The organism is Limnothrix sp. CMB-01, from assembly GCF_055193175.1.
Genome location: NZ_CM143720.1, coordinates 622,362 through 635,963, shown reverse-complemented (window position 1 = coordinate 635,963; position 13,602 = coordinate 622,362). Strand labels below are relative to the sequence as shown.

Genomic DNA, 13,602 nt, shown 5'->3' with positions numbered 1-13,602 from the left:
TCCCAATTTGGCTTGATGCAACCATGCGCCCCGCTGCCCTATTCCGGTTCTCGCAGGCGATCGGGCCCCACCCACTCATCCCAATTTTCGTCGTAGTCGTCATAGCTAATATGGTGCAGGCCATACCAAGCCTTTTTGATTGTTGCGGGATACCAATCGCCCGCCTCATCCTGCACCTCCACCGCCGTTCCCAGGTCATACATCACCGGTTCGTAGGGACGGATGCGATCGGGCGTGACCCACTCTTCTGACTGATCCACCACGTATTGCACTCGGTATTGCGGATCGCCGTCTGAATCGCTCACCTCCACAATTTTTGCCCGATACCAATCCTCCTCATATTCCACCTCCACCCGGCGGCCCAATTGGGGATCAAACTGATCGGTAACTCGTGACAGTTGCATTTGGGGATCAAAATCATGAGTTGTGAAAAACATTGATTTTTGGTCTTCAATGAATGCCACTTCCAATTCCGTGTAGCGGGCAAAATCATAGAGCGTAATCACCCGATCTTCATCCAAATCAACCGTGGGATCTCCTTGTAATCCCTTCAGCAAAGAAGCCGTAAAAGTCCAAGCGCCCGTTGAAGTGTTGTGGGCATAGGCAGAGGTCACACAGGCGTAAGCAATTTCGCTTTCCCGCCGTTTGGCTTCATCAATCAGTCCCCCAGAGAAGCAACAGTCCGCCATCAGCAAGGCATGGGAACCATTGAAGTTTTCTTCAATATCATCAAAGATGCTGGACACTTTCCAATAGGTTTCCGTATCTTCCGCATCGGCATCATAGTTATAAAAATAATGTTCTCCCGATTCGGAATCCCAGCCGCCATGACCAGCAAAGTAGAGCATTAAGAGGGCATTTTCATCGGTGCTGGCCAAAAAATCCGGCAGTTTAGATTGAATGGCGGAGAGGGTGGCCTGACGATCCTGAAGATAAATAATTTGGGATTGAGGCACACCTTGGTTGCGGAAAAATTCCACTAACTGCGCGTCCGATCGATTGGGAACAGCATCAGGAAAAGGGGCGAAGGCTTCTGAGTCTTGCCACTCCAGCAAACCCACCGCAAAGATCCAAGTTGTTTCGGGATTCCATTCCATGGTCAAGGGCATTCTAGGAGGATGCTGTGGGGAGGATAAGGCTACGACTGGGTTCGATCGAACGGCTCTTGGCCGCCCTTGAACTTAGGACAATCGCGATCGGGCGGCGCAATTGAGGGGCAATTGGGGCGCGATCGAGCCATCCTCCGCACATCGGGCCCATCTTAATCCTGGCGTTTGGGATCTGACCACGGGCCCAGTTCGGTTTTGGGTTGCCAGAGGATGATCCCGGCCACCGAGCGATCGCCCTGGTTTTCAGAATTTGGCTCGCTTTCCATGTGATCTTTCCTTGATCTCTGCTTGATCCCTGCCTGGTTCTTGCTTGAACCCTGTGGCTAGCGAGCAAACCGTAACAAAGACTACAATTTAAACAGGAAGGTTGCTCCAACTACCTTCAAGGAACGACCCGAAGCATGGAAAGCCAATCGCTGTTTGTGGGTGCGCGCCAAAATCTCGATTTGGCCCTGAAGCATATCGCCATTTCGGAAGATGCGATCGAACATTTAAAGCATCCAAAAGCCAGTCTGCAAGTTTCAATTCCCGTGCGGATGGATGATGGATCGTTACAGGTTTTTCAGGGCTATCGAGTTCGCTATGACGATACGCGCGGCCCTGCCAAAGGCGGGGTTCGCTATCATCCTCAAGTGTCCTTAGATGAGGTCACCTCCTTAGCATTTTGGATGACCTTTAAATGTGCAGTGTTGGATTTGCCCTTTGGCGGTGGCAAGGGTGGAATTACGGTTAATCCTAAGCAGCTTTCGCGCTTGGAGTTGGAGCGTTTAACGCGCGGCTATATTGATGCGATCGCGGATTTTATTGGGCCCGATGTGGATATTTTGGCCCCCGATGTTTACACCAACGCCACGATTATGGGTTGGATGATGGATCGCTACAACATCATTCAGCGCAAGTCCTGTCCGGCGGTGGTGACGGGCAAGCCGATCGCCCTGGGTGGCAGTGCGGGCCGAGAAACGGCCACGGCCATGGGAGCTTTTTTTGTGATGCAAACCATTTTGCCCAAGTTCGATCGCCCACCGGACGAAACCACCGTTGCGATTCAAGGATTTGGCAATGCGGGCAGTTTTTTGGCGGAACAAATCTATCGTGCGGGCTACCGAGTGGTGGCGGTCAGCGATTCCAAAGGCGGAATCTATGCTCCGGCGGGGTTAGATATTCCTGCCATCCGCCACAACAAGGAAGCGGGGCGCGGCATGGAGGCCCTTTACTGCCATGGCACGGTTTGCAACATGGCAGATCATCAATCGATTACCAATGCAGCACTCTTGGAACTGCCCGTTGATGTGTTAATTCCGGCGGCGCTGGAAAATCAAATTACACCGGAAAATGCCGATCGAATTCAGGCCAAACTGATCTTTGAAGTGGCAAACGGGCCGATTACCTTTGAGGCCGATCGCATCCTGAATCAAAAGGGAATTTATGTCTTGCCGGACATTTTGACCAATGCAGGCGGCGTGACCGTTAGCTACTTTGAGTGGGTGCAAAATCGGAGCGGTTTGTATTGGTCGGCGGCGGAGGTGGAACAGCGGTTGGCGGAACGGATGACCCGCGAAACGGAACGGATTTGGCAGCTCGCCCAATCGCTGGATTTGTCCCTGCGGACGGCGGCCTATGTCCATGCGCTCGATCGCCTGCGAGCAGCGATCGAGGTGAAGGGCACACGCGACTATTACGCACAAGCCAAAGCCTAAGTTCCAATTTCAGCCGAGTTCAACAGCCGGGTTCATTCCCGGTGGGCAGCGGTCACAACCCGATCGCGCCATTGGTTGCGGGTTTCCGTGAGTTCGATCGCCCAATGGATTGCCTCAATCATGCTGGTGGGGGTGGCGATCCCTTGGCCAGCAATGTCAAAGGCCGTGCCGTGGTCGGGGGAGGTGCGCACAAAGGGCAGGCCGATCGTGGTGTTGACGGCGCGATCGAAGGCCATCAGCTTCACGGGAATCAACCCTTGGTCGTGATAAAGCGCTAAGTAGGCATCGGGCAACCCGGCTGGAAGGGTGGGCCCAAACCAAGCTTGGCCCGCTGTCACCCACATGGTGTCTGGGGGAATGGGGCCGCGCAGGGTGGCGTTGGGGTAGCGATCGCGTGCTTGGGCTAACCAGGGAATCAGCCAATCGCGCTCCTCAGTGCCCAGTTGTCCCCCTTCGCCGCTGTGGGGATTCAGTCCGGCGATCGCGATGGTGGGATGCGTGATCCCCAAGTCTCGATCGAGCATGGTGATCAGCAAATCCAGCTTCCGATCGAGCAGTTCTGCCGTGAGCACCACAGGAACCTGATGCAGGGGAATGTGAGTGGTGGCCAGGAGGGCACAAAGTTTCCAACCGGTTTGGGGCGATCGCCCCACAAAGGCCATCCCAAACCGATCGACCCCGGCCCGTTCGGCACAAACCTCCGTTTGTCCAGGGAAGGCGTGGCCCGCTGAATGCCAGGCGGCTTTGCTGATCGGCGCGGTGACCACTCCCGCAAACCGGCCGGCCGCCGTGGCCGCCAAGGCCGCATCGAGCCAAGTGAAGCTGGCGGCTCCGGCGGCCGCATTTTCAACCCCCCAATGAATCGATCGCTCCAACAGCGGGTCGATCGGAATATCCAGAATCCTCAATTTGGCCGGATCAGCGATCGGCTGGGAACTGCGCGGCTGAAGTTGCGCATAGGTGCGGCTGAGAATCGATCGGCTGCCCACCAGCACCGGCCGCAAAGCTGCCACCGTTGGATCCGCCAGCGCCTTCAGCACGACTTCCGGCCCAATGCCCGCCGGGTCGCCAATGGAAATAGCTAGTCTAATCATCTTGGGATCTGGAGCGTTGTTGTCGAGAGAGGGGGTGAAGGATGGGGCGCGGCATTGCCAAGGGCCTCGGGTCGATCGCCTGGTTGAGTTCGGCCCTGGCCGCTTGGGCAAAAAACCGAAACGTCCAGCCCGCCGCCCGAAACACCGGCCGATGGTCTAACCAGACGGCTCCTAGGATCAGGGTCAAAAACCAACGATGGGCCATATGGGTCAACTTTTGATGCAGGGGCGATCGACCCCGGCGCAATTGGGCCAGTAACTGACCTTGCATTTGCAAATGTTGGCTTTCGTCCCACTCAATTTGCCATGCAACCGCTTGGGCGATCGGGTGGGCTGTGGCCCCCTGCAATGCCCGGGCATACAACAACCCCATCACCTCCGCCGTTAACAGCATTGCCAGCGCCAATTCCCAATTCATGCCCCCTCGTAGCCACCGAAAAGCCGCGTCGGCCCAGTGGTGTCGCAGGCGGGGAAGCTGCTCGCGATCGAGCAGTCGCCCCAAGTCCGCCGCGTGGCGCTGTTCTTCCCGCACAAACCACTTGAACACATCCACCCAAACGGGATCCGCTCCTTGGGCAACCCAAGCCCGCACCGTTCGCATCAACCGATGGCCCTCGGAACTTTCCCCCAACTGGAAAATCGCGATCGATTGGCGAAACCGTTTTTGTTCTTGGGGGGTGAAGCCCCCAGTTTGCTGCCAATTAATCGGCAACAATTGGCTGTGATTCTGTTGGAAGTAAGCGAGCCAATCGGCGGCCGTGACGCGATCGGCTGTTGTCGATCGCGCCAACGAAATTGGGTGCAACATAGGATGTTTTTGCCCATGCTAGCGCACCCATTTTTCCATGGGGTTAATAATCGCCATTGGGTCGATCGCCCTTTGGTTAACCGAAAAGGTGCTGACTGTTGCTCAGTTGGGGAGTTTAGTCACCCATTGAGTCACCCAAATTAGCAATTTCGATCGGGTCGATCGCCTCCGCCGGTTCAAAGCCAAAAACCTTGGCATAAAAATAGAATTCTCCGTCCAGAGCGCGACGGATATTTTCTGCCTTGCGGAATCCGTGCTGCTCTCCTTCAAAGGGCACATAGGCTACCGGAATTCCCTTTTCCTGAAGCGCATTCACCATCATTTCCGCTTGATTGGGCGGCACAATTTTATCTTCAAGTCCCTGGAAAAAGGCCACGGGGCAATTGAGCCGATCGATGTGATGAATGGGCGATCGATCAATGTAGATATCCTGGCGCTCCGGGTAGGGGCCAATCAGTCGATCGAGGTAGCGGGCCTCGAACTTGTGGGTATCGCGGGCCAGGGCTTCCAAATCGCTCACGCCGTAATAGCTGGCTCCGGCCTTGAACTGGTCGCGAAAAGCCAACGCGGCCAGGGTGGTGTAGCCCCCGGCGCTGCCCCCGGCAATGGTCAAGCGATCGCCATCCACCAATCCCCGATCGACCAAATATTGCGCACCATTCACGCAATCATCCACATCCACCAGCCCCCATTGGCCATCCAACCGGCAATGGTAGGCGCGGCCATAGCCCGTGCTGCCGCCATAGTTCACATCCAACACCGCAAAGCCGCGACTCGTCCAATATTGGATCGACAAATTCAAACTACTGGAAGTTTGGGACGTGGGGCCGCCATGAATCTTGACTTTTAATGGTGGCTTTTCGCCTTCCGGTGCTTGGAAATCACGATTTTTCGGCAGATACAAGAGGGCATAGGCTTCCCGATCGCCCGTGGTGGGAAACGCGATCGATTGTGGTTCTGACAAATAGCCCGGATCGATTTTTAAGGTGCTGCTGGTTTTCAAAACCTCGATTGTTTCCGTTGCCAAATCCAGCCGGACAATCGCCCCTGACTTAACGGCTGAACCACCCCCAAAAATGACGAAATCCTGCGTCACAAAGGGATCAGAAATTGAAGTATAGGGCTGGTTAATGACCGTTAGTTTTTCATCGGCAAGGGCCAATTTCGCCAATTGCCACAGACCATTTTGGGTATAGGCACAAACAAGGGTTTCTGAGTCCACAAACCCATAGGTGGTCATCCCAAAAACCCACTGCGGCAAGCCAAATTCCGCCTCCATGGGGCAAAGATGCCGCGCCTTGCCGTCCGATTCCTGGCGATATAAATTCCACCAACCGGAGCGATCGCTCACAAAATACAATTGGCCGTCGGGCGACCAACTGGGCTGAAACACGGATTCTTCGGCCCCGCCGGCCACGATCTGGGAATTTTGCAGGGAGCCATCATCAGCAATCGCCGCCACCCACAGAGTGGTGCTGTCCCAAGGCAAATTGGGATGGTTCCAAGTCAACCAAGCCAACTGCGACCCATCGGGACTGAGGGCCGGCGAGGCGTAAAAGTCCCAACCCGTTGCCAATAGGCTCACCTGTTGTGATCCATCCAGGGCGATCGCCACCAACTCGTTCACTGGCTCCCGATCGGGCTGGCTGTGATCTTCACGGATGCCAATCACCCGATCGCGCTGGGCATCCACCACAAAATCCGCATAGCGCCAGGGTTGTTCAGGCGTGAGGGCGATCGGCTCCTGGCCCGGCCGGGTGCGATACAGTCGCTGATCGGCAAAGTTCACAAAATAAATCCAGCCCCGATCGACCGTCCAAGCACCGCCACCATACTCATGCACCCGACTGCGAGCGTTCCAAGGAGCCGCAATCACATCTTGGGTTTGGCCCTCGGGCGATCGGGTCACGATTGCCACACGTCCACCCTCAGCCGGCCGCGATTCACTCCAATACAACGTTTCGCCTTCCGCACGGCCACCGCCCAGCCCGATCGTTCCCGCCACGATCGCTTCGGAGGTAATCGGCGATTTCCAAGTCCCGTAGGGCGCAATTTGAGGCATAGAACCCACTACAACCAACAGTTTCTAAACAATTTCTCATCATCATCCAGCCTTGATCCTGTCGCAAGCAAGGGGAACCGTGACACCTATGGTGGAGAGTCTTTATCAGCGAAAGCGAATAATAGTGAATAATTATGAAGAATAATCTTAATTAGTTTCAGAGGTTTACCTAACCCTAAACCTGGGCTAGGTTGGAATTTATCCCTTTCTAGTTTTTGCCCTGGATAGCCGATGGATAGTGGACTGATTCTTTCCAATATTCTCAATCCTCCCATTTTGTTCTTTTTCTTGGGAATGTTGGCCGTTTTCTGTAAATCAGATTTGGAAATTCCTGCACCACTGCCCAAGCTATTTTCGCTCTATCTATTGGTGGCGATCGGGTTCAAAGGGGGCTATGAGCTACTAGAAAGCGGCATTACTCAGCAGGTGGCTGGCACGCTGCTTGCTTCGATCGTGATGGCTTCTTTGGTTCCAATTTACACATTTTTTATCCTAAGAATTCGCCTGGATCCACCCAATGCGGCTGCCATTGCGGCCACCTACGGTTCCATCAGCGCCGTGACTTTTATTACGGCTAGTTCTTTTCTGGATCAACTGCACATTAGCTATGGCGGCTACATGGTGGCAGCTTTGGCGCTAATGGAATCACCCGCCATTATCATCGGCCTAATTTTGGTGCGAATTTTTGATGCCAAGGATGATAAGGACGATCCCGATCATCCCTTTGCTTGGGGTGAAGTGCTGCGAGAAGCCTTTTTGAATAGCTCTGTGCTGCTGTTGGTGGGCAGCGTGATTATTGGAATGCTGAGCGGCCCCAGCGGTTGGCACAAACTAGAACCCTTTACGCAGGGCATCTTCTATGGTGTGTTGACATTTTTCCTGATGGATATGGGCATCATTGCCGCCAAACGAATTCGAGATCTGAAAAAAACAGGACTATTTTTAATTGGCTTTTCGGTAATTGTGCCGCTGCTGAATGCGGTGTTGGGGATTGTGATTGCCAAGCTGCTGGGCATCGGTGAAGGCAATGGGCTACTGTTTGCGGTGCTTTGTGCCAGTGCTTCTTATATTGCGGTTCCGGCAGCAATGCGGATGACGGTTCCGGAAGCAAATCCGAGTTTATATGTTTCGATGGCGCTGGCTTTGACCTTCCCATTCAACATTATTGTGGGAATTCCGCTGTATTTAGAACTGGAAAAAATCCTGGGGCTGTAGGGGCATTTTTGGGGTTCATGGATTGGCTTGTTGGCTAGTAGGTTGATATGCAATTAACAAAACGTGTGGAAATTATTGTTAGCTCTTTGGAGCTAGAGGAAATTTTGGAAATGCTGGATGGCCTGAGGTTTCCGGGCTATACGGTAATTCGCGATGCTTCGGGAAAGGGCGATCGGGGAGAATTTACCAATGATTTAGGTCGAGAATTTGGCAATTGCTATATTCTGACCACTTGCCAGGATGTGACCCAATTGGATCAGTTGGTGACGCTAATTCGCCCGATTTTGAAGCGGGTTGGGGGGCTTTGCTTGGTCAGTGATGCGGCTTTGGTCATTCACTAAATTCCGATGCAGCTAGATCCGCTGGATGGGGCCCGCCTCCCCGTTCGTCCAACTGGATTGAGTCAAATTTGCCCCATCTATATTTGAATTTGATCTATCTATATAGATAGACAACTGGATCGATAGACAACTGCCATAGATAGGTCGATTAAGGGCGCACTAGCAAAGTACCGGTGCATTGGAGTCCTTCCGGTTCGATCGACAGGCTGTTGATGGCCACGTCTTCGCCTAAGGGTAGGAGCACGGAGGATCCTTGGGCGATCGGCTCACCTGCCTGGTTCAGCCACTGGGGATTGCAGAGTTGCAAGGTTTGGGGGTCAACCAATTCCAACCCCAGGCAGAGTTGCACCGGTTGCCGCTCGATCGCCCCTGACAAAATTAACTGCCCCCCGGCTAGGGTGGCTTGGGGTTGCTCGAAGGTGACGGGTCGCCCCCAAAGGGCCAACAGCGGAGCCAGAAAGTCCGCCAACGCCGGGGCCAGCAGGGGAGCCGCCAAAGAGGCTGCCAAGTCGGGGGCAAAAAGTTTTAATTCCGCACTGACGGGAATGGGTTGCAGTAGCCTGAGGGGTTTGCCGCGCAGCACTTGCCCCAAATTGACGGCAATGTTGGTGGCTTGCAGGTTGAGATGGCTGAGGTGCAAGCCCTGATAGATCACGGATTCGGCGTTGATCTGGGCTTGGGGCAGGCGGCCCGCGAGAATGTCTCGATCGCGCCCATCCAGCCGCACGGTGATTTCAGTGGCGGCTTCCACCTGGGATCGCAGCCAGAGTTTGACCGCTGGCGCAACCAGGGAGGTAATGAGGCGGCTGCCCGTGCTGGAGTTGCTTGGGGCGATCGACTCCTGATTTCCACTACCCATCAACCGAAAACCTCTTGATACACTGGACAGCAATTCTTGCAATTTGTAAACGGTGTGTCCGGCCCTATGTTCCTAGAAGAACTCAAACCCCTTGTTGAAGAAGGCCTCAAACAGCCCGTGAGCTTCTTGGGTGGACTGGCTTCCGGCCTGTTGCGCCTGGATCTGAATCAGGATCCAATTAAGAGCTGGTTGGAGCAACAGTTGGGGAGCGATCGCCCCAATGGCTCCACGGAGTCTGCACCCAGCAGCCCCAGCGGCGGCCCTCAGTCGATCTCGATCGAGTAACTGGATTCAAGTCAATGAATTTGAGTGAATGGGTTCAAGTCAGCGAATTCCTGAACCCGTCGTCAACGTCTGAACCTGAGCGGCCAAAGCTGAAGGCTCAATGGGCGGGATCCCGCTGAGGGTTCCTGGGTTATTGGGGATCCTTATCCATCGGGGATCTTTATATAGATAGATAGAGATCCCTGGGGGATCGAGGCTGAGAGCCGGGCGGGAAGCAACGGGGCGATCGCCCACGGCCGCCAAGGATCCGGACAATTGGGGGGAAAGGTCGTCAACAATTGGTAACGATCGCGAAGGGGCAATTTGCCCCCAAATCCAAGCCATTTACCCGCTGCCAACCCCTGACTTACCCCGGATTGCAAAATAAACTCCCAAGTTTACGCCAGTAGTACCCCTTTAGGGCGCTATCATGGTGATGTCCTTTCAGCTTCTTTTGTTTTGAGCGCGATCGCGATCAGGCACAATCTCAATAGACTTGGGGCCTAGCACCGCGTGGGAATTTAGTTTGTGGAACTGTGTCCCAGTCCGCCAACCCAAGTTCTCATGAGACAAATTGAACTGAAGACTTCACGCGCTTGTTTTACCGTTCCGGACTCAAATGACGATTTACGTTGGCAATCTTTCTTACGACGCTACCGAGCAGGATCTCCAAGAAGTTTTCTCGGAGTATGGCGTTGTTAAGCGTATCACCCTGCCGATCGACCGCGAAGTGAACCGAATTCGCGGTTTCGCCTTCATCGATCTTGAAAGCGACCAGGCCGAAGAGCACGCCATCAAAGAACTCGATGGAGCAGAATGGATGGGCCGCCAAATCCGTGCCAATAAGGCTCGTCCTAAGGAGCCTCGCTCCGGTGGTGGCGGTGGGCGCTCGTTTTTCCATAACGCGTTCTAAGTCTTCAGAGATGGAGCGCGGCGGAAAACAGTCTGCCTAATTCAGAATTGCCCGATCGGGGAACCAAGGTTTTGGTTCCGCTGAAATAGCAATACTCTTCTGGAAAAGGGGTCAGTCTACGAGACTTGGCCCCTTTCGTTTTTGGATCTTTCTGGGCTTTGAGCGATCGCTTAGAGGCTGAAAAGTTTGTTGAATGCTGGCCAGGACACCAACAAACGGACGCAGCGGATCATCCATCGGTCAATTGCGACGGACTGCAAAGGACTACGACGAACTACGACGAACTAATGAAGTTTCTCTAAAAACGCCCCAGCTTTTCGGAAATCGGTTCCTACACTGAAGGCATGACCCCCGGGGGCAATGTTTCGTTGTCGTTCCGTCGTCAGTCACGAGAGGTTCTGAGATGGCTGATGCTGCCAGTGTTGATTCCGCCAGTTATGTCGTGACCCAGGAGCGATCGCTTGATCGAGATTGCACCACGCTGGGTCGCCATGTGCTGCAACAACTGCAAAGTTTTGGCTCCGATGCCCAAGATCTCAGCGCCCTAATGAACCGAATTGCCTTGGCGGGCAAGCTCATTGCTCGCCACCTGAGCCGATCGGGTTTGATGGAAGATGCGCTGGGCTTCACGGGCAGCACCAACGTCCAAGGCGAGGCCGTCAAAAAGATGGATCTCTACGCCAACGATGTTTTTATCTCGGTGTTTAAGCAAAGTGGCTTGGTTTGTCGCTTGGCTTCCGAGGAAATGGAGCACCCCTATTACATTCCCGAAAATTGCCCGATCGGTCGCTATACCTTGCTTTATGACCCGATCGACGGTTCCTCCAACATTGATATTGACCTCAATGTGGGATCCATCTTCGCCATTCGCCAGCAGGAAGGCAACGACGAGACGGGTGAAGCCGCCGACCTGCTGCAATCGGGCCACAAGCAACTGGCCGCTGGCTACATTCTCTATGGCCCCAGCACCATGCTGGTTTACTCGATCGGGCGCGGAGTCCATGCCTTCACCCTCGATCCCAGCCTTGGCGAATTTATCCTCAGCCACGAAAACCTGAAAATTCCCCCCAGCGGCAAGCTCTACAGCGTCAATGAAGGCAACTTTGGCCAGTGGGAGCCAGCCACCCAAGCCTGTATTCAATATTTTCGAGAAGTGGGCGGCTATTCATCCCGCTACAGCGGAGCCTTAGTGGCCGACCTGCACCGCATTCTGTTTCAAGGGGGCGTGTTTCTTTATCCAGGAACCCGCCAAAAACCTCAGGGCAAGCTGCGTTTGCTGTATGAGGCAGCTCCCCTCGCTTTTTTGATTGAGCAAGCGGGTGGCCAGGCCAGCGATGGCCAGAAGCCGATCATGGATCTGATTCCCGATCGACTCCATGCCCGATCGCCCCTGATTATTGGCAGCCCCGAAGAAGTCAACCGAGTGGAATCTTTGCTACAGCGGGGATCGGGCTGACCCCTGACGATCGAGATCAGCAGCCCCTCAAAACCCCAACTGGGCGATCGACCCTCGGCCTTCCCTCCGCGGCCCGTGATCATCGATTTCCCTGCCCAACCCCCTTCCCCATTTAGCCTCGATCTTTCGCCTCGATCGCCCTTTTCAGATCCCACTTTCCCCAATGCTGACCTTCCAAGAAAATCCCCTGCGCGTTGGTCTTCAGCAAGAACGCATCCCCGAACCCCAAATCCTGATTATCTTTGGGGCCTCCGGTGACCTCACCCAGCGCAAACTGGTACCCGCCCTCTACCAAATGAAACTAGAGCGGCGGCTGCCCCCCGAACTCACCATCGTCGGAGTTGCCCGCCGGGAATGGAGCCACGACTTCTTCCGCGAGCACCTGCGCGAAGGCATCGAAGAATTTGGTGGCGGAACCCAAAGCGACGACCTTTGGGAAGACTTCGCCAAAGGCCTGTTCTATTGGCCCGCCAACATTGACGTACCCGAAGACTATCAAAAGCTCAAAACCTTCCTGGCAGAGCTAGATGAACTCCGAGGCACTCGGGGCAACCGAGTCTTTTACCTGTCCGTAGCGCCCAAATTTTTTGGGGAAGCGATCCAGCAACTGGGGTCTGCCGGGATGCTTGCCGATCCCGACAAGCAACGCCTCGTAATCGAAAAGCCCTTTGGGCGCGACTTGGCCACCGCCCAACAGCTCAACCGCGTCGTGCAGGCCGTCTGTTCCGAAAAACAGGTCTATCGGATTGACCACTACCTCGGCAAAGAAACCGTTCAGAATTTGTTGGTGTTTCGGTTTGCCAACGCCATTTTTGAACCCCTCTGGAACCGGCAGTTTGTGGACTGTGTACAAATCACCGTGGCGGAAACCGTGGGGCTGGAAGGACGCGCCGGATACTACGAAACTTCCGGGGCCCTGCGGGACATGGTGCAAAACCACCTGATGCAACTGTTTTGCCTCACGGCTATGGAGCCGCCCAACTCCCTTGATGCGGACAGCATTCGCAACGAAAAGGTGAAAGTGCTGCAAGCAACCCGGCTCGCAGACCTGCAAAATTTGGATCTCTGCGCCGTTCGGGGCCAATACAGTCGCGGTTGGATGCGTGGCAAGCCGGTTCCGGGCTACCGCGAAGAGGACGGGGCCAGCCCCACTTCCACCACGCCCACCTATGCGGCCCTCAAGCTGTGCATTGATAACTGGCGCTGGAAAGGTGTGCCCTTCTATCTACGCACGGGCAAACGGATGCCGAAAAAGGTGACCGAGGTGGCCATTCAATTCAAGGAAGTGCCCCTGTTGATGTTTCCGTCGGCGGCGCGCCAAACTAACCCGAATGTGTTGGCCATGCGGATTCAGCCGAATGAAGGGATCTCGATGCGTTTTGAGGTGAAAATGCCGGGCGCATCCTTGAAGACGCGATCGGTCGATATGGACTTCCGCTATGAAAGTGCCTTTGGCCAATCCCAAGGCGAGGCCTACGGTCGTCTGCTGATGGACTGTATGTTGGGTGATCAGTCCCTGTTTACGCGAGATGACGAAGTGGAGGCTTCTTGGCGGGCCCTCACGCCGGTTTTGGGGCTGTGGGATGCTCCTGCGCCGCCGGAAACGATTCCGCTCTATGAAGCGGGGACTTGGGAACCGGTGGAGGCGGAGTTATTGCTGGAGCGTGACGGTCGGCACTGGCGACGACTCTAGGCAGAACGGGAGGTTATCGAAATCAGGTGTTGCAACTCGGCAATTCGGAAATCAGGCGTTGAACCGTAGGTCGTTCAGCGCTCTCAAGCAG

The 13,602-nt window shown here is 54.8% G+C and carries 13 protein-coding genes; 7 read left to right on the top strand and 6 right to left on the bottom strand.

Going from position 1 to position 13,602, the window contains the following annotated elements; all coding sequences use genetic code 11:
• Positions 1–38: 38 nt before the first annotated feature.
• Entirely contained in the window at positions 39–1,097 is a 1,059-nt protein-coding gene (locus ACZA91_RS02635; RefSeq protein ID WP_463184539.1) for an agenet domain-containing protein, read from the bottom strand.
• A gap of 413 nt (positions 1,098–1,510) precedes the next feature.
• Between ACZA91_RS02635 and ACZA91_RS02630 the strand changes: the two genes are divergently transcribed.
• Entirely contained in the window at positions 1,511–2,806 is a 1,296-nt protein-coding gene (locus tag ACZA91_RS02630) for a Glu/Leu/Phe/Val family dehydrogenase (protein WP_463184538.1), read from the top strand.
• Between the two features lie 32 nt (positions 2,807–2,838).
• On the opposite strand, the gene pdxA is transcribed toward ACZA91_RS02630, so the two are convergent.
• The 3 genes from pdxA to ACZA91_RS02615 all read right to left on the bottom strand — a co-directional run bounded on the left by pdxA (position 2,839) and on the right by ACZA91_RS02615 (position 6,770).
• On the bottom strand, positions 2,839–3,900 hold the full coding sequence (gene pdxA / locus ACZA91_RS02625; RefSeq protein ID WP_463184536.1) for a 4-hydroxythreonine-4-phosphate dehydrogenase PdxA: 1,062 nt from the start codon (positions 3,898–3,900) through the stop codon (positions 2,839–2,841).
• A complete protein-coding gene (locus tag ACZA91_RS02620; RefSeq protein ID WP_463184535.1) occupies positions 3,893–4,708 on the bottom strand; it encodes a hypothetical protein in 816 nt (271 codons plus the stop codon). The genes pdxA and ACZA91_RS02620 overlap by 8 nt, the downstream gene beginning before the upstream one ends.
• 115 nt (positions 4,709–4,823) lie before the next feature.
• Entirely contained in the window at positions 4,824–6,770 is a 1,947-nt protein-coding gene (locus ACZA91_RS02615) for a S9 family peptidase (RefSeq protein ID WP_463186379.1), read from the bottom strand.
• A gap of 231 nt (positions 6,771–7,001) precedes the next feature.
• Between ACZA91_RS02615 and ACZA91_RS02610 the strand changes: the two genes are divergently transcribed.
• Positions 7,002–7,985, top strand: a complete 984-nt coding sequence (locus ACZA91_RS02610) for a sodium-dependent bicarbonate transport family permease (protein WP_099533345.1) — start codon at positions 7,002–7,004, stop codon at positions 7,983–7,985.
• Positions 7,986–8,032: 47 nt separating this feature from the next.
• The gene (locus ACZA91_RS02605; protein WP_463184533.1) at positions 8,033–8,326 is read left to right on the top strand and encodes a P-II family nitrogen regulator; all 294 of its coding nucleotides are present in this window, start codon (positions 8,033–8,035) and stop codon (positions 8,324–8,326) included.
• A 148-nt stretch (positions 8,327–8,474) separates the two neighbouring features.
• On the opposite strand, the gene ACZA91_RS02600 is transcribed toward ACZA91_RS02605, so the two are convergent.
• Entirely contained in the window at positions 8,475–9,185 is a 711-nt protein-coding gene (locus ACZA91_RS02600) for an LmeA family phospholipid-binding protein (protein WP_463184532.1), read from the bottom strand.
• Positions 9,186–9,251: 66 nt separating this feature from the next.
• Here ACZA91_RS02600 and ACZA91_RS02595 point away from each other — a divergent pair, with 66 nt between their 5' ends.
• Complete coding sequence (locus ACZA91_RS02595; protein WP_099533342.1) at positions 9,252–9,470, top strand: hypothetical protein; 219 nt, start codon at positions 9,252–9,254, stop codon at positions 9,468–9,470.
• Positions 9,471–9,509: 39 nt separating this feature from the next.
• Here ACZA91_RS02595 and ACZA91_RS02590 read toward each other — a convergent pair whose 3' ends face one another.
• A complete protein-coding gene (locus tag ACZA91_RS02590; protein WP_463184530.1) occupies positions 9,510–9,794 on the bottom strand; it encodes a hypothetical protein in 285 nt (94 codons plus the stop codon).
• 274 nt (positions 9,795–10,068) lie between these two features.
• Here ACZA91_RS02590 and ACZA91_RS02585 point away from each other — a divergent pair, with 274 nt between their 5' ends.
• The 3 genes from ACZA91_RS02585 to zwf all read left to right on the top strand — a co-directional run bounded on the left by ACZA91_RS02585 (position 10,069) and on the right by zwf (position 13,511).
• Positions 10,069–10,362, top strand: coding sequence for an RNA recognition motif domain-containing protein (locus ACZA91_RS02585; protein ID WP_099533340.1), 294 nt, complete (start codon positions 10,069–10,071; stop codon positions 10,360–10,362).
• 403 nt (positions 10,363–10,765) lie between these two features.
• Positions 10,766–11,818 carry a class 1 fructose-bisphosphatase gene (gene fbp / locus ACZA91_RS02580; RefSeq protein ID WP_190353909.1) on the top strand — a complete coding sequence of 351 codons (1,053 nt, stop codon included), beginning with the start codon at positions 10,766–10,768 and terminating at the stop codon, positions 11,816–11,818.
• Between the two features lie 163 nt (positions 11,819–11,981).
• The gene (gene zwf / locus ACZA91_RS02575; protein WP_099533338.1) at positions 11,982–13,511 is read left to right on the top strand and encodes a glucose-6-phosphate dehydrogenase; all 1,530 of its coding nucleotides are present in this window, start codon (positions 11,982–11,984) and stop codon (positions 13,509–13,511) included.
• The last annotated feature ends 91 nt before the right edge of the window (positions 13,512–13,602 follow it).